Here is a 14,952-nt window from a genome sequence, read left to right as displayed (position 1 = left end):
CCGGGCTGTATGGCTTCCGCCCCCGACCCCTCCCTGCCCCAGGCCGAGTCCGAACCCCGTGAAGCCGGCCATTTCTCCGACCCTTCGGTGTTCACCGTCGGCTTCGGCCGGATCCAGGAAGTCTATCTGGTCAAGGAAGATTTCGGGAAGCTGGCCCTGGACGGGCTGAATGGGCTGAGCAAGCTCGACGACACCCTCAGCGCCCGCCGTGACGGCACCCAGGTGCAGCTGATCCGGGCCGGCCATGTCTTCGCCGATTTCGACGCCCCCGCCCCCGACGCCGCCTATGACTGGGGCACCCTGGCCGCCTCGTCGCTCGACGCCGCCTCGCTGGCCTCGCCGAAGATCGCCACCGCCGGGGTCGAGGCCGGCTACCAGGCGGTCTATGACGGGCTGCTGGCCGATCTCGACCCCTATTCCCGCTACGCCAACCCGGACCGCGCCCGCGACGACCGCGCCACACGCGACGGCTACACCGGCGTCGGCATCGTCCTGAGCCAGGACGAGAAGGGGCGCGCCGTGATCGGCGACGTCTTCCCGGACACCCCGGCCGCCCGCGCCAATCTGCTGAAGGGTTCGCTGATCATCGCCATCAACGGCGTGTCGGTGGAGGATGCGAAGGTCGACGAGATCGCCGACCTGATGCGCGGCCCGGTCGGCACCAAGGTCGACCTCACGGTGCGCGAGCCCAGGGGCGGCAGCCGCACCGCGACCATGATTCGCGAGAAGGTGATCGAGAACATGGTCCGCGCCCAGGTGCGCAACAATGTGGTCATCGTCAAGCTGCTGCGCTTCAACACCACCAGCGCCGCCGCCGTACGCAACGCCGTGACCGGCCAGTTGCACGGCCTCAACGGCCGGGCCCGCGGCATCATCCTCGACCTGCGCGGCAATCCGGGCGGGCTGCTCGACCAGTCGGTCGCGCTGGCCGACCTGTTCATGGAGCGCGGCCCGATCATCTCGACCCGCGGCCGCAACCCGGACAGCGTCCAGAACTTCAACGCCCATGGCGAGGACATCACCGGCCACCTGCCTCTGGCCGTCCTGGTCGACGGCCACTCCGCCTCGGCGGCGGAGGTCACGGCGGCGGCGCTGCAGGATTCTGACCGCGCGATCCTGGTCGGCTCGACCTCCTTCGGCAAGGGCAGCGTCCAGACCGTGACCCGGCTGCCCAATGACGGCGAACTGTTCCTGACCTGGAGCCGGATCTACGCGCCCTCGGGCTACACCTGGCACCGCCAGGGCATCGTGCCGACGGTGTGCACCAGCAGCAGCACCGAGACCGACGCCAAGACGGTGATCCAGGCCTTCCGCGCCGGCCAGCTGCCGCGCCCGGCCGACATGATCGCGGACCGCTTCGCTGCGCCGGAGGACGACAAGGCCCTGCGGCGGCTGCGCAGCGTCTGCCCCTGGCAGGTGCATGACGCCGATCTCGACATCGACGTCGCCGTCGACCTGCTGACCGACCCGGCGCTCTACGCCCAGGCGATGGGCGCCCAGGACATCCACGCTGTCGCCGCCACCCACGAGCCGTAGAAGCCCGCGGCTGGAGGCTGCGATGCCCATCGCCGGGCTTGACTCGCGCGCGCCGGACGGTATGGTGCGCGCTCCCCGGCCCGTGATGCGGCGCCGAGCATCATTGATATTGGAGCCAGCATCATGGCGAAGCCGAGCACCATCAAGATCCGCCTGAACAGCACCGCGGACACCGGGTTCTTCTACGTGACCAACAAGAACCCGAAGACCAAGACCGAGAAGCTGACGCTGCGCAAGTACGACCCGGTCGTGCGCAAGCATGTCGATTTCAAGGAAGGCAAGATCAAGTAAGCAGGCCTCGCGCCGCTTAGCTTCGATCTTCACGTCGACGAAGCCCCGCCCTCGGCGGGGCTTTTCGCGTTGGCCTATCCGTCGAGATGCCGCCGCACCGTGGCGATGAAGCCGGCCACGCTGATCGGCTTGGAGATGTAGTCGTCGCAGCCGCCGGCCCGCACCATCGCCTCGTCGCCCTTCATCGCCAGGGCGGTCACCGCGATCACCGGGATCGGCGCCAGCGCCTCATCCGCCTTCAGCCATTTCGTCACCTCCAGCCCCGAGATCTCCGGCAGCTGGATGTCGAGCAGGATCAGGTCGGGCCGGTGCGCCCGCGCCAGCCGCATCGCCTCGGCGGCGTTGTCGGTGCCGATCGTGGCGTAGCCATTCGCCTCGAGCACATCGACGAACAGCTTCCGGTTCAGCTCGTTGTCCTCGACGATCAGCACCGTCTTCGCCATGGCTCGATTCCCCCCTCGCGCCGCTTCCGGCGGCGCCCCCGATGGCAAGGATCGGCCCCCGCATCATGCGTTGTAAAGGCCGCGCGGATCACAACCGCAGATGAGCCTTCGATCGGCGGCGCCGTCGCCCTCCCTGCACCGCTGACGGCCGGGTACAAAAGGAGTACGATGCGCGCCATGACCGAACCGTCCGGGCGCCGCGGCGTTCCCTTCCATGTCTCCGCGGCCACAGCAGGCTGACCTGCTGCCCGGCCTGTGCCGGGACTGCGGCGCGCATCCGCCGCCGGGCGCGCGGCGCTGCGCCAAATGCGGGTCGCCGCGCCTGATCCGCCATGCCGAGCTGCACAGCCTGACCATCGCCCATCTCGACTGCGACGCCTTCTACGCCACGGTGGAGAAGCGCGACCGGCCGGAGCTGGCGGCCCTGCCGGTGGTGGTCGGCGGCGGCACCCGCGGCGTGGTCTCCGCCGCCTGCTATGTCGCCCGGCTGTACGGCGTGCGCTCGGCCATGCCGATGTTCAAGGCGCTGGAGGCCTGCCCCGACGCCGTGGTGCTGCGCCCCGACATGGCCAAATACGCCGCGGTCAGCCGCCAGATCCGGGCGGTGTTCCTGGCCGCCACGCCGAAGGTCGAGCCGCTGTCGCTGGACGAGGCCTTCCTCGACCTGTCCGGAACCCAGGCGCTGCACGGCCGCAGCCCGGCCGAGACCTGCGCCGCCATCGCCCGGCAGGTCGAGCGCGAGATCGGCGTGACCCTGTCGATCGGCCTGGCGCCGAACAAGATGCTGGCCAAGATCGCGTCCGACCTGGACAAGCCGCGCGGCTTCGCCGTGATCGGCCGGGCCGAGGCCATGGCCTTCCTGGCCGACAAGCCGGTCGGCATCATCCCCGGCGTCGGCCAGGTGATGCGCGAGAAGCTGTTCAGCGACGGCATCCGCAGCGTCGGCGACCTGCGCCGGCTGGACGAGAGCCGGCTGGTGCGCCGCTTCGGCGTGTTCGGCCGCCGGCTGTACCGCTACGCCCGCGGCGAGGACCAGCGGCCGGTCGACCCCGACGGCGAGACCAAGAGCATCTCGGCCGAGACCACCTTCAACACCGACATCCAGAACCCGCAGGCGCTGCAGCGCGAGCTGTGGCCGCTATGCGAGACGGTGGCGGCACGGCTGAAGAAGCAGGAGCTGGCCGGCGGCACCGTGGTGCTGAAGCTGAAGACCGCGGGCTTCCGGCAGCTGACTCGCAGCCATCGCCTGGCCGACCCCACCCAGCTGGCCGAGACGATCTGGCGCACCGCCGCGCCGATGATCGAGCAGGTCGCCACCGGAGAGGCCTTCCGGCTGATCGGCATCGGCTGCAGCGACCTGGTCGAGGGCCGCCTGGCCGACCCGCCGGACCTGCTGGACCCCGCCCCGGCCCAGCGCCGCGCGGTGGAAGCGACAATCGACGCCGTGCGCCGCAAGCTGGGCCCGGATATCATCGCCAAGGGCCGGTCCGGCCCGCCGCGGCGAACCGGGTGAGTCGCGCCGCGGCCTTGCTTTGACCTCAGGGACGACAGCGACATGCGCCATCACAGGATCGCGGCGATACCGGGCGACGGCATCGGCGGCGAGGTCATCGCCGCCGGGATCGAGGTACTGCAGGCCCTGGCCGCCCGCGACGGCAGCTTCGGGCTGGACTTCGAGAGCTTCGACTGGGGCTCGGATTACTACAAGACGCATGGCGTGATGATGCCGGCGGACGGGCTGGCGCGGCTGAAGCCGTTCGACGCGATCTATTTCGGCGCGGTCGGCGCCCCCGACGTGCCGGACCACGTCACCCTGTGGGGCCTGCGCCTGGCGATCTGCCAATCCTTCGACCAATACGCCAATGTCCGCCCCACCCGGCTGCTGCCCGGCATCGCCGGGCCGCTGCGCGATGTCGGGCCGGCGGATCTGGACTGGGTGATCGTGCGCGAGAATTCCGAGGGCGAATATGCCGGCCAGGGCGGCCGCAGCCATCGCGGCCTGCCGGAGGAGGTGGCGACCGAGGTCGCGATCTTCACCCGCGCCGGCGTCACCCGGATCATGCGCTTCGCCTTCGCCCTGGCCCGGTCGCGCCCGCGCCGGCACCTGACCGTGGTCACCAAGTCGAACGCCCAGCGCCACGGCATGGTGCTGTGGGACGAGATCGCGGCCGAGGTCGCGGCCGAGTTCCCGGAGGTCACCTGGGACAAGATGCTGGTCGACGCCATGACCATGCGCATGACCCTGAAGCCGCGCACCCTGGACACCGTCGTCGCCACCAACCTGCATGCCGACATCCTGTCCGACCTGGCGGCGGCGCTGGCCGGGTCGCTGGGCATCGCCCCGACCGCAAACCTGAACCCGGAGCGGCGCTTCCCCTCGATGTTCGAGCCCATCCACGGCTCCGCCTTCGACATCACCGGCCAGGGCATCGCCAACCCGATCGGCACCTTCTGGACCGCGACGATGATGCTGGACCATCTCGGCGAGGCCGCGGCCGGGCAGCGGCTGATGCGGGCGGTCGAGCGGGTCACCGCCGACCCCACGCTGCACACGCCCGACCTCGGCGGCCGGGCGACCACCCGCGCCGTGACCGACGCCGTGATCGCCGCCATCCAGGGCGACAACGCCTGAGGAGAGGCCGCGCGTCGTTCGGTCGCGGCGTGTGATCCGCTATGGGCGCAGCCTCATATGAGGGGAAGACTGCGTCCGTCCTTCTCCCTGGTCTCGACGCGATCCGCTGGCCGCCGGCCGGCGCCAACCCGAGGAAGAGCCCCATGAACCCCATGCCCCTGAATCGGCGTGAAGCCCTGATGCTCGGCGGTGCCGCCGCCCTCGCCGCCACCGCCGCCCCCCGCCTGGCGGCAGCCCAGACCGCGGCCGCGACGACCGGTCCGTTCAAGCAGCCGAAGCTGCCCTTCGCCGAAAGCGCGCTGGCCCCGACCATCAGCGCCGAGACCGTCGGCCTGCACTACGGCAAGCACCACAAGGCCTATTTCGACACGCTGAACAAGCTGGTGCCCGGCACGCCCTATGAGTCGATGACCYTGGCCGAGGTGGTGGTGAAATCCGCCACCAACAAAGACACCGCGATCTTCAACCAGGCCGGCCAGGCCTGGAACCACGATCTGTACTGGGAGCAGTTCACCCCCGGCGGGCCGAAGGCGCCGCAGGGCCAGYTGGCCGCCGCCATCGCCGATGCCTTCGGCGACCAGGCCGGCCTGGTCAAGGCCACCACCGAGGCCGCCGGCAAGGTGTTCGGCAGCGGCTGGGTCTGGCTGGTGGCCGATGCCGGCAAGCTCAGCCTGGTCGGCAGCTCGAACGCCGATTCACCCTTCGCCCATGGCGGCCAGCCGCTGTTCGGCATCGATGTCTGGGAGCACGCCTACTATCTGGACTACCAGAACCGCCGCCCCGACCACGTCAAGGCCGTGCTCGAGACCATCGTCAACTGGTCGATCGTCTCGGACCGGCTGGGGGCCTGAGAGCCCATTCGACAATGCTACTGGTGCGGCCGTCTGATGGCGGTTTCTGCGCTTCCGGTGCTCACGGACGACCATGTCCGCTGCGCGCCGGTTCTCGAAACCACCACCAGCCGACTCGCACCAGCGCATTCTCGAACGGACTCTGAAACCGAAGGGCCTAGACTCAATCGCAGTGCGGCGCCTCGATCGGCTCGATCTTGTCGAGCTTCGCGGCCATGGCGAAATCGCCGTAGTCGATCACGATCTGATCGGCGATGCCGTTCTCGAACAGGCGTTGCCGCAGCTCGTAGCCGGGCAGTTCCACGCTCTCGTCCTTGTCCTTGGCCGTCCCGAGAGTGAAGAACGCCATGCTGACGGCGTGCGACGGGCCGCGCAGCAGCGGGTCGGCCGACGGCTCGCCCGACTTGGCGCGGCCGATGGCGACGCTGACATATTGCGGCCCGTCGGTGGAGCTGCCGTCGAAGAAGCCGGCGGTGAAGATCGGCCGGCCCGCCTGCATCGCGCCGATCAGCCGCTCCATATGCATGGTCGGGAACAGGCTGGCGGCCGGGATGTCCTGCTTGAGATCGGCCGGCGTCTTGAACACCGCATCGCCCTGCCCGGCCTCGTCGAGCTGGGCCGTGCCGCGGATGTCCTCGTTGTCCTTGCCGTTGGTGGAGGAGCTGAGATTGTAGGTCAGCTCATGCCCATCGGCGGATTCCCAGCCGGCGTAGCGGGTCTTGCGCGTCAGCGTGTCGCCCGAGGCGTAGACCATCGCCACCTGGTAGTTCTGCTCGAAGCTGGAGCCATCGCAGGCCGTGGCCCAGCGATACTCCATCTGGCCGTCGATCGCGATCACGCTGCGCTGGCCGCGCGTCATGTCGAGCTTCAGCGAATAGATCGCCCGGTGCGGCTGCAGCACCACGGTCGGGGCCGCCTGGGCGGCGCCGACCGGCAGCAGGAGGGCGAGAAGGGCGAGGGAGGAGAGCCTGCATTGCATCGCAGCATCTGAGCCCGAGCCGCGGGCGGACGCAAGGCCCACGGCGTCGCCCCTCACTGGGCCGCCCCTCACTTGGCCGCTTCGATCTTCACGCCCTGCAGGCGGATCAGCCCGTCGGGATAGGCGGTGAAGCCGGTGACCGCCCGGCGCATCCCCCACACCGAGGTGTAGTGGTAGAGCACGATCTGCGGCAGATCGGTCAGGAAGACCCCGGCCGCCTGCCGGTACAGGGTCGCCCGGCGCTCGTCGTCGGTGGTCTCGCGGGCCTGGGCCAGGATGCCGTCGAAATCCGGGTTGCAGTAGCGGCCCCAGTTCTGGAATGCCTCGCAGCCGGCCCAGGCCGCGATGTTGGCGTCCGGGTCGGGCCGGCCGCTCCAGATCGCGATCGCCGCCTGGTAGTTGCCGTCATTGGCGCTGGCGGCCAGGGCCGCCGCCTCCAGCGCCTGGACCTTGATGTCGAAGCCGGCCTCGCCCGCCATCGCCTGGATCATCTGCCCGACCTGCTGGGTGACCGGGTTGTTGGTCACCAGCAGGGTGAAGGACGGGCTCGGCACACCCGCCTCGGCCAGCAGGGCCTTGGCCTTGTCGAGGTCGCGGGCCGGCAGCGGGTGGCCGGGATCGTAGAACCGCGTCCCCGGCCCTTCCGGCTGGTTGCTCGGGGTGAACAGCCCGTCATAGGCGACGGCGTTGATCGCCTCGCGGTCCAGCGACAGCTCCAGCGCCTGCCGCACCTTGGCGTTCTGCCCGATCGGGCTGTTGGCCTGGTCGCCGTGATGGATGTTGAAGGTGATCAGATCGTAGGCCAGCGACGGCGCCTGGACCAGCGCCACATCCGGGTCGTCGCGCACCGACGGGATGTCGGTCGGCGCCACATGCTCGACGATGTCGAGGTCGCCGGAGCGCAGGTTGAGCAGCCGCACGGTGCCGTCGGGGATCGGCAGGTATTCGACCGAGTCGAGGAAGATCGCGTCCTTGTTCCAGTACCGGTCGAAGCGCTTCAGCAGGATGTGGTCGCCCTGGCGCCGCTCGACGAACTGGAACGGGCCGGCGCAGACCGGGTGCAGGCCGATGGCGTCTCCCGCCGCGGCGACGGCCTTCGGCGACAGCATCATGCCGGCACGGTCGGACAGCACCGCGATCAGCGGCGCATAGGGCCGCGACAGCGTGATCTGCAACGTCAGGCGGTCGACGACGGCGATGCTGTCGATCGGCTTCAGCTCGGACTTCCGGCGCGAGACCGGGGCCGAACGGTAGCGTTCGAGATTGGCCTTCACCGCCGCCGCGTCCAGCGGCTCGCCGTCATGGAACACCACGCCGTCGCGCAATGCCAGGGTGAGGACCTTGTTGTCGGGAGACCAGGTCCAGCCGGTGGCGAGCTGGGGGGCGAACCCGCCCTCCGGGGTGGCGGTGACCAGCTTGTCGCACAGGGCCGCGAAGATCTCGCGCCCGGAGACGGACCCGCCCTGCGCCGGGTCCAGGATGTCAGGGTCGGCGTCGATCCCGATCCGGATGCCGGCGGCGGTGGCCGGCGATGCCATGACATGCATGGCGACGAGCGCCGCAATGACGGCTCCCCCACGAAATCCCAGCATTCGAGTGCTTCCCTGCTTGTTTGGTCTGCCGGCAGGGCGGAACGAACCGCCCGGCGCCGGGCCAGGGATGCAGGCTAACACACTTGTCTGACGAGTCGACCCGATGCGGCGACCGGCGATCGCCTATCGGCTTCCGCCTCACCCCCAATTGTCACTGCCCGGCTTGACCGGGCAGTCCAGGGGCCACCAAGAACTGCTCCGGCCGCCCCTGGATGCCACGGTCAAGCCGTGGCATGACAATAAATGCTGAGACTCGAGCCCCGATCTGCGGCTCAGCCGGCCTTCTTCGGCAGATCGAGCTTGATCGAGAGCTCCTTCAGCCGGGCCGCATCGACCTCGGCCGGGGCGCCCATCAGCAGGTCCTCGGCGCGCTGGTTCATCGGGAAGGCGATGACCTCGCGGATGTTCGGCTCGTCCGCCAGCATCATGACGATGCGGTCGATGCCGGGGGCCGATCCGCCATGCGGCGGGGCGCCGAAACGGAAGGCCGACAGCATGCCGCCGAACTTGGCCTCGAGCTCGTTGCGGCCGTAGCCGGCGATCTCGAACGCCTTGATCATGATCTCCGGCTTGTGGTTCCGGATGGCGCCCGAGGACAGCTCGACGCCGTTGCAGACGATGTCGTACTGGAACGCGTTGATGGTCAGCGGGTCCTGCGTCTCCAGCGCCTCCAGCCCGCCCTGCGGCATCGAGAACGGGTTGTGGCTGAAGTCGATCTGCCCGGTCTCCTCGTTCAGCTCGTACATCGGGAAGTCGACGATCCAGCAGAACTCGAAGCGGTTGCCGTCGATCAGCTCCATGTCCTGGCCGATCCGGGTGCGGGCGAAGCCGGCCATCTTGGCGGCCGCGGCCGGCAGGTCGGCGATGAAGAACACCGCGTCGCCGTCGGCGGCGCCGGCCGCCGCGCGCAGGGCGGCCTGGGCCTCCTCCGGCAGGAACTTGGCGATCGGGCCCTTGCCGGCCCCGGCCTCGAACAGCACATAGCCGAGGCCCGGCGCCCCCTGCTCCTGCGCCCAGCCGTTCAGCTTGTCGAAGAAGCTGCGCGGGCGGTCGCCCACCGCAGGCGCCCGGATGGCGCGTACCACGCCGCCCTTCTCGATCACGCCCTTGAAGGCGCGGAAGGTCACGTCCTCACGGGCGAAGACCGAGGTGACGTCGCAGATCACCAGCGGGTTGCGCAGGTCCGGCTTGTCGTTGCCGTATTTCAGCATCGACTCGGCATAGGGGATGCGCGGGAACGGCCCGGCGGTGACGGCCTTCTTGGTGCCGGTGAAGTCGGCGAACTCCTCGAACACGCCGCGCAGCACCGGCTCGATCGCCTGGAACACGTCCTCCTGGGTGACGTAGCTCATCTCGAAATCGAGCTGGTAGAACTCACCCGGGGAACGGTCGGCGCGGCTGTCCTCGTCGCGGAAGCAGGGCGCGATCTGGAAGTAGCGGTCGAAGCCGGCCACCATCAGCAGCTGCTTGAACTGCTGCGGCGCCTGCGGCAGGGCGTAGAACTTGCCGGGATGCTGGCGCGCCGGCACCAGGAAGTCGCGCGCGCCCTCGGGGCTCGACGCCGTCAGGATCGGCGTCTGGAATTCGCGGAAGCCCTGGTCGATCATGCGGCGGCGGATCGAGGAGATGACCTCGCTGCGCAGCACGATGTTGCGCTGCATCTTCTGGCGGCGCAGGTCGAGGAAGCGGTGGCGCAGACGGGTGTCCTCGCCGGCCTCCTCGTCGGACGCGACCTGCAGCGGGATCACCTGGGCGGCCGACTGCAGCACGAAGTCGTCGATCCGCACCTCGATGCCACCGGTCGGCAGCTTGTCGTTCGAGGTCTCGGTGTTGCGCTTGACCACGGTGCCGGTGATGGTGACGACGCTTTCGACGCGCACCGCCTCGGCCGCCGCGAAATGCGGGCTGTCGGTGTCGACCACGCACTGGGTCAGGCCGTAATGGTCGCGCAGGTCGAGGAACAGCAGATTGCCATGGTCGCGCTTGCGATGGACCCAGCCGGACAGGCGGACGGTCTGGCCAGCCTGTTCGGGACGGAGCTGGCCGCAGGTGTGGGTGCGGTAGGGGTGCATGGGAGCGCTCTCGGACCAGGGCATGAAACGCCGGTCAGTGACACTCCACGCGCCGGCCTGTCAAGCCGCGGCTGGATAACCCAGACCTCCTTCGACAGAATGGCTGCCGCTTCGCCTCGACAACGGCCCGTGAGCGGCATGCGCCGGATCCTCTCCCTCCTGCTCGTCCTCGCCGCCTCCGGCGCCGTCGCGGAGGAGCCGCAGCCGCCATTCTTCACCGCCCGGGACTGCCCTGCCGGCACGGCGCTGCCGGAGGGGATCGCGGTGCAATGCGGCACCGTCACGGTGCTGGAGGACCGCACCCGCCCGGACGGGCCGCGCATCGCCCTGGCGGTGGCGACGCTGTGGCGGACGGGGCAGGACCTCGCGCCCGATCCGCTGCTGTTCATCCAGGGCGGGCCCGGCCTGCCGACCCATCTCGGCCCCGGGGATCTCAAGGTCTGGGCAGGCATGGTGAAATCCCGCGAATGGCTCGGCCGACAGCGGCTGGTCTTGTTCGACCAGCGCGGCGTCGGCGCGTCGCCGATCCTACCGAGCGGTTGTTCTCCCCTCGACCCCAACGCCGTCAACCGCACGGTCGACCACCTGCAGCCGCCGCGGGCGGCGTGGCTGGCGGACCTGCGGCGCAGCGCCAAGGAATGCTGGGCCCGCTACCGGGACAGCGGACACGGCCCAGGCAACATCACCACGGCGACCATCGCCGCGGATGTCGCGGATCTGCGCCTTGCCCTCGGCTATCCCGCCTGGAATCTCTGGGGCATGTCCTTCGGCTCCCGCGTTGCCCTCGCCGTGATGCGGGATCATCCGGAGGGGATTCGGTCGGTCATCGTCGAAGGCGTGGCCCCGCCGGAAGCGAATCTCGTCCGGGACCACTTGGCCGATCTGGGCAGTGCCTTCGATGCCCTGGTCGGCACCTGCCGCGACGATGCCGATTGCGACGCGGCCTTTCCCGATCTGGAGCGGCGCTACTTCGCGCTGGCGGCGGCACTGGACGCACACCCCCGGATCGCCCCGGTCACCGTGCCCGATGAGCCGACGGTCATGGCGCGGATCGATGGCTGGGCCCTTCGCGACCTCACCTTCCAGATGCTGGGAAGCCCCGAGAGATCCCGCTTCCTGCCGCTGCTCGTCGCCGAGGCCGAGGCCGGGAACATGCGCCTGCTGGACTCGATGAAGACCTGGCAGGTTCTCGTCGCCGAAATCGAGCAGGAGGATCTCGCCAGCGACGTCTATGCCTCGGTGATCTGCGCCGACCTGCTGCCGACGGAAAGCGATTGGGCCGATCGGGCCCGGTCGCAGGATCCGCGCTTCGCCGATCAGGTCTGGAATCCTCAAAGCGACGGCGCCTGCGCTGCCTGGCCGGTGGCGCGCAGCCCGGCCGGCGATGCCGCCCCTGTCACGAGCGCGATCCCGACGCTGCTGATCTCCGGCGCGTTCGACCCGATCACGCCGCCCGGTCGGGCCGAGGCGGCTGCGAAACGGCTGGCCAATGGCCACAGCTACGTCTTTCCGGGACAGGGCCACGGCGTTCTGATCCGCGGCCAGCCCTGCGCCCGCAGGATCGCGAACCGCTTCCTCGACGACCCCGGCAGCCGCCCGGACGACGCGTGCTTCACCAGCCTCGCGCCGCCGATCTTCGAGCCGCCGTCACGGCGCCCGTGATAATCTCGGCGGCATGAGAATCGACACCCCGCACGGACGCCAGCGATGAGCGCGAAGGCCCAGCCCAGGCCGGCCCAGGACCGGGTCACGGTCGATCTTTCGGCCGTGGTCGTCGCCGTCGCCGGGGACACGCCGCGGGTGCTGGCGCTGCGGGGGGCGGACGGGGTCGACGCCCTGCCGGCCGGCCCGCTGGAGCCGCAGCACCGGACGCTGGAGCTGGGGCTGCGCGCCTGGGTCGAGACGCAGACCGGGCAGCGCCTGGGCTATGTCGAGCAGCTCTACACCTTCGGCGACCGCGACCGGCAGCTGGCCGGACCGGACCGGATGCTGTCGGTCGGCTATCTCGCCCTGGTGCGCGAGGCCGCGTCGGCCGCCTGGGGCGACAGCCTGTGGAGCGACTGGTACCGCCACTTCCCCTGGGAGGACCGGCGCGACGGCCGCCCCGCCCTGCTGGACCGGATCGAACCCGGGCTGGCGGCCTGGGCGGCAGCGGCCACGACCGAGGCCGAGCGCCGCAGCCGCAACGCCAGGCTGCGCACCGCCTTCGGCCTGGGCGGCATGCCCTGGGGCGAGGAGCGGGTGCTGGAGCGCTATGAGCTGCTGTATGAGGCCGGCCTGGCCGCCGAGGCGCAACGCCACGGCGCGGCGGTGCCGGCCGCGGCCGACGGCGCGGCGATGGCGGCCGACCACCGCCGCATCCTGGCGACCGCGATCGGCCGGCTGCGCGGCAAGATCAAGTACCGGCCGGTGGTGTTCGAGCTGATGCCGCCGACCTTCACCCTGTCGCAGTTGCAGCGCACGGTCGAGGCGTTGGCGGGCCTGCGCCTGCACGCACCGAACTTCCGCCGCCTGGTCGACAGCCAAGGGCTGGTCGAGGAGACCGGCGAAGTCGCCGGCGGCACCGGCGGCCGCCCCGCCCGGCTGGTCCGCTTCCGCCGCGAGGTGCTGCAGGAGCAGCCCGAGCCGGGGGTGAAGCTGCCCCTGTCGCGGCGCCAGGCATGACCCTCGCCCTGCGCCCGCTGGTGCCGGCCGACCATGACCGGCTGCTGGCCATGGCCGTCGCATTCCACGACGAGGACAACCATCCCCTGAGCCCGGGAGGAGGCCGGGCGATCGCCGAAATCGCCGCCGGCACCCGCTTCGCCACCGGCTGGATGATCGAGGCCGGCGGCGATCCGATCGGCTATCTCGTGGTCACCTGGTCCTGGAGCATCGAGTTCGGCGGCCGCGACGCCTTCATCGACGACCTCTACATCGAGCCGGCCCATCGCGGCCGCGGCCATGGCGGCGCGGTGCTCGAGATCCTGGCCGAGCTGCTGCGAGCGGAGGCCGTGCACGCGGTGCATCTCGAGGTCGAGGCCGGCAATCCCGGCGCCGCCCGCCTGTACCGGCGCCACGGCTTCGCCGGCACCGACCGCACCATCCTGTCGCGCCGGTTCTGAGGCCGACCCAGGCTCAGTGCGACAGGATCTTCGACAGGAACAGCTGCGCCCGATCGCTGCGCGAGCTGCCGAAGAACGCCTCGGTGGCCGCGTCCTCGACGATCTCGCCCTTGTCCATGAAGATCACCCGATCGGCGACCCGGCGGGCGAAGCCCATTTCATGGGTCACCACCATCATCGTCATGCCCTCCTGCGCCAGCGCCACCATGACGTCCAGCACCTCGTTGATCATCTCCGGATCGAGCGCCGAGGTCGGCTCGTCGAACAGCATGGCGATCGGGTCCATCGCCAGCGCCCGGGCGATGGCCACGCGCTGCTGCTGCCCGCCCGAGAGCTGGCCGGGGAACTTGCCCGCCTGTTCGGTCAGCCCGACCCGGTCGAGCAGCCTGGCGCTGCGCGCCATCGCCTCGTCGCGGCCGCGGCCCAGCACCTTCTGCTGCGCCAGGCACAGGTTCTCGATGATGCGCAGATGCGGGAACAGCTCGAAATGCTGGAACACCATGCCGACCCGGGCGCGCAGCCGCGGCAGGTTGGTGGCCTTGTCGCCCAGCGACACGCCATCGACCCGGATCTCGCCCTGCTGGAACGGCTCCAGCGCGTTGACGCATTTGATCAGGGTCGACTTGCCGGAGCCGGAGGGGCCGCACACCACCACCACCTCGCCCTTGGCGACGCTGGTCGTGCAGTCCTTCAGCACATGGAAGGCGCCATACCATTTGCCGAGCTTGCTGATCTCGATCATCGGCCCCTCCTCACGGCGCGCGATTGATGGCGACACGCGCCTGCAAAGTCTTCACCAGCCGCGACGCCAGGTACGAGACCAGGAAGTAGATTGCGGCGGCGAACAGGTACATCTCGACCAGCCGGCCGTCGCGCTGCGCGATCTTGGAGGCGGCGCCGAGGAAGTCGGTGATCGACAGCACATAGACCAGCGAGGTGTCCTGGAACAGGATGATGGTCTGGGTCAGCAGCACCGGCAGCATGTTGCGGAAGGCCTGCGGCAGGACGATGTAGCCCATCACCTGCCAATAGGTCATGCCCAGCGCCTGCGCGGCCGCGACCTGGCCTTTCGGGATCGACTGGATGCCGGCGCGCATGATCTCGGCGAAATAGGCCGCCTCGAACAGGGTGAAGGTGACGATCGCCGACAGCGACGCGCCGACCGCCATCGGGCGCGCGGAGCCGGTGACCCACTGTCCGACATAGGGCATCAGGAAGTAGAACCAGAACAGCACCAGCACCAGCGGCAGCGACCGCATCAGGTTGACGTAGCCGGCGGCGATCCTGGCCAGGGGCGTGAAGCCGGACAGGCGCAACATCGCCAGCAGGGTGCCGAGCACGACGCCGCTGGCGGTGGCGAGGCCGGTCAGGGTCAGGGTGAAGACCATGCCCTCGCGGAACAGATAGGGCAGCGACCGCCAGATCACCCCGAAGTCGAAGCTCTCGAACATC

14 protein-coding genes are annotated in these 14,952 nt (G+C 69.9%); 8 read left to right on the top strand and 6 right to left on the bottom strand.

The genetic code is table 11. From position 1 onward, the window contains the following. The first annotated feature begins 9 nt into the window (after nucleotides 1–9). Nucleotides 10–1,536 carry a S41 family peptidase gene (locus AB4112_RS08700; RefSeq protein WP_441718614.1) on the top strand — a complete coding sequence of 509 codons (1,527 nt, stop codon included), beginning with the start codon at nucleotides 10–12 and terminating at the stop codon, nucleotides 1,534–1,536. A gap of 123 nt (nucleotides 1,537–1,659) precedes the next feature. Beyond that, the gene (gene rpmG / locus AB4112_RS08695) at nucleotides 1,660–1,827 is read left to right on the top strand and encodes a 50S ribosomal protein L33 (protein ID WP_309791611.1); all 168 of its coding nucleotides are present in this window, start codon (nucleotides 1,660–1,662) and stop codon (nucleotides 1,825–1,827) included. A gap of 74 nt (nucleotides 1,828–1,901) precedes the next feature. On the opposite strand, the gene AB4112_RS08690 is transcribed toward rpmG, so the two are convergent. Then, nucleotides 1,902–2,270, bottom strand: coding sequence for a response regulator (locus AB4112_RS08690; protein WP_309791610.1), 369 nt, complete (start codon nucleotides 2,268–2,270; stop codon nucleotides 1,902–1,904). A 214-nt stretch (nucleotides 2,271–2,484) separates the two neighbouring features. Between AB4112_RS08690 and AB4112_RS08685 the strand changes: the two genes are divergently transcribed. The 3 genes from AB4112_RS08685 to AB4112_RS08675 all read left to right on the top strand — a co-directional run bounded on the left by AB4112_RS08685 (nucleotide 2,485) and on the right by AB4112_RS08675 (nucleotide 5,753). After that, the gene (locus AB4112_RS08685) at nucleotides 2,485–3,783 is read left to right on the top strand and encodes a DNA polymerase IV (RefSeq protein WP_309791609.1); all 1,299 of its coding nucleotides are present in this window, start codon (nucleotides 2,485–2,487) and stop codon (nucleotides 3,781–3,783) included. A gap of 42 nt (nucleotides 3,784–3,825) precedes the next feature. Continuing rightward, entirely contained in the window at nucleotides 3,826–4,902 is a 1,077-nt protein-coding gene (locus AB4112_RS08680) for a tartrate dehydrogenase (RefSeq protein WP_441718611.1), read from the top strand. A gap of 143 nt (nucleotides 4,903–5,045) precedes the next feature. Then, nucleotides 5,046–5,753 (top strand): superoxide dismutase, encoded by a 708-nt coding sequence (locus tag AB4112_RS08675; protein ID WP_441718608.1) that lies wholly within the window; start codon nucleotides 5,046–5,048, stop codon nucleotides 5,751–5,753. A gap of 163 nt (nucleotides 5,754–5,916) precedes the next feature. On the opposite strand, the gene AB4112_RS08670 is transcribed toward AB4112_RS08675, so the two are convergent. The 3 genes from AB4112_RS08670 to aspS all read right to left on the bottom strand — a co-directional run bounded on the left by AB4112_RS08670 (nucleotide 5,917) and on the right by aspS (nucleotide 10,396). Next, complete coding sequence (locus AB4112_RS08670) at nucleotides 5,917–6,732, bottom strand: EipB family protein (protein WP_441718605.1); 816 nt, start codon at nucleotides 6,730–6,732, stop codon at nucleotides 5,917–5,919. A gap of 68 nt (nucleotides 6,733–6,800) precedes the next feature. Beyond that, nucleotides 6,801–8,324, bottom strand: a complete 1,524-nt coding sequence (locus AB4112_RS08665) for an ABC transporter substrate-binding protein (protein ID WP_441718603.1) — start codon at nucleotides 8,322–8,324, stop codon at nucleotides 6,801–6,803. Nucleotides 8,325–8,596: 272 nt separating this feature from the next. After that, the gene (aspS, locus tag AB4112_RS08660; protein WP_441718600.1) at nucleotides 8,597–10,396 is read right to left on the bottom strand and encodes an aspartate--tRNA ligase; all 1,800 of its coding nucleotides are present in this window, start codon (nucleotides 10,394–10,396) and stop codon (nucleotides 8,597–8,599) included. Nucleotides 10,397–10,534: 138 nt separating this feature from the next. Here aspS and AB4112_RS08655 point away from each other — a divergent pair, with 138 nt between their 5' ends. The 3 genes from AB4112_RS08655 to AB4112_RS08645 are packed head-to-tail and all read left to right on the top strand — an operon-like array spanning nucleotide 10,535 to nucleotide 13,500. Further along, on the top strand, nucleotides 10,535–12,058 hold the full coding sequence (locus AB4112_RS08655; protein WP_441718597.1) for an alpha/beta hydrolase: 1,524 nt from the start codon (nucleotides 10,535–10,537) through the stop codon (nucleotides 12,056–12,058). Between the two features lie 45 nt (nucleotides 12,059–12,103). Then, nucleotides 12,104–13,060 carry an NUDIX hydrolase gene (locus AB4112_RS08650; RefSeq protein ID WP_441718594.1) on the top strand — a complete coding sequence of 319 codons (957 nt, stop codon included), beginning with the start codon at nucleotides 12,104–12,106 and terminating at the stop codon, nucleotides 13,058–13,060. Next, nucleotides 13,057–13,500, top strand: coding sequence for a GNAT family N-acetyltransferase (locus AB4112_RS08645; RefSeq protein ID WP_441718591.1), 444 nt, complete (start codon nucleotides 13,057–13,059; stop codon nucleotides 13,498–13,500). The genes AB4112_RS08650 and AB4112_RS08645 overlap by 4 nt, the downstream gene beginning before the upstream one ends. A gap of 13 nt (nucleotides 13,501–13,513) precedes the next feature. Here the strand turns inward: AB4112_RS08645 and AB4112_RS08640 are convergent, their stop codons facing one another. After that, nucleotides 13,514–14,242 (bottom strand): amino acid ABC transporter ATP-binding protein, encoded by a 729-nt coding sequence (locus AB4112_RS08640; RefSeq protein WP_441718588.1) that lies wholly within the window; start codon nucleotides 14,240–14,242, stop codon nucleotides 13,514–13,516. A 10-nt stretch (nucleotides 14,243–14,252) separates the two neighbouring features. Next, nucleotides 14,253–14,951 (bottom strand): amino acid ABC transporter permease, encoded by a 699-nt coding sequence (locus AB4112_RS08635; protein WP_441718585.1) that lies wholly within the window; start codon nucleotides 14,949–14,951, stop codon nucleotides 14,253–14,255. Between the last annotated feature and the right edge of the window lies 1 nt (nucleotide 14,952).

Origin of the sequence: Inquilinus sp. 2KB_23 (assembly GCF_052115705.1) — a bacterium.
Classification (GTDB): domain Bacteria; phylum Pseudomonadota; class Alphaproteobacteria; order DSM-16000; family Inquilinaceae; genus Inquilinus; species Inquilinus ginsengisoli_A.
Note: the sequence above shows the minus strand (reverse complement) of the source record. Positions and strands in the feature narration are given on the sequence as shown.

Bases quoted from the DNA above. Each gene is read 5' to 3' on its own strand.
- AB4112_RS08665 (WP_441718603.1), bottom strand. From the start codon at position 8,324: ATGCTGGGATTTCGTGGGGGAGCCGTCATTGCGGCGCTCGTCGCCATG.
- aspS (WP_441718600.1), bottom strand. From the start codon at position 10,396: ATGCACCCCTACCGCACCCACACCTGCGGCCAGCTCCGTCCCGAACAG.
- AB4112_RS08690 (WP_309791610.1), bottom strand. From the start codon at position 2,270: ATGGCGAAGACGGTGCTGATCGTCGAGGACAACGAGCTGAACCGGAAG.
- AB4112_RS08640 (WP_441718588.1), bottom strand. From the start codon at position 14,242: ATGATCGAGATCAGCAAGCTCGGCAAATGGTATGGCGCCTTCCATGTG.
- AB4112_RS08685 (WP_309791609.1), top strand. From the start codon at position 2,485: ATGTCTCCGCGGCCACAGCAGGCTGACCTGCTGCCCGGCCTGTGCCGG.
- AB4112_RS08645 (WP_441718591.1), top strand. From the start codon at position 13,057: ATGACCCTCGCCCTGCGCCCGCTGGTGCCGGCCGACCATGACCGGCTG.
- AB4112_RS08655 (WP_441718597.1), top strand. From the start codon at position 10,535: ATGCGCCGGATCCTCTCCCTCCTGCTCGTCCTCGCCGCCTCCGGCGCC.
- AB4112_RS08680 (WP_441718611.1), top strand. From the start codon at position 3,826: ATGCGCCATCACAGGATCGCGGCGATACCGGGCGACGGCATCGGCGGC.
- AB4112_RS08635 (WP_441718585.1), bottom strand. From the start codon at position 14,951: ATGTTCGAGAGCTTCGACTTCGGGGTGATCTGGCGGTCGCTGCCCTAT.
- AB4112_RS08650 (WP_441718594.1), top strand. From the start codon at position 12,104: ATGAGCGCGAAGGCCCAGCCCAGGCCGGCCCAGGACCGGGTCACGGTC.
- AB4112_RS08670 (WP_441718605.1), bottom strand. From the start codon at position 6,732: ATGCAATGCAGGCTCTCCTCCCTCGCCCTTCTCGCCCTCCTGCTGCCG.
- AB4112_RS08700 (WP_441718614.1), top strand. From the start codon at position 10: ATGGCTTCCGCCCCCGACCCCTCCCTGCCCCAGGCCGAGTCCGAACCC.
- rpmG (WP_309791611.1), top strand. From the start codon at position 1,660: ATGGCGAAGCCGAGCACCATCAAGATCCGCCTGAACAGCACCGCGGAC.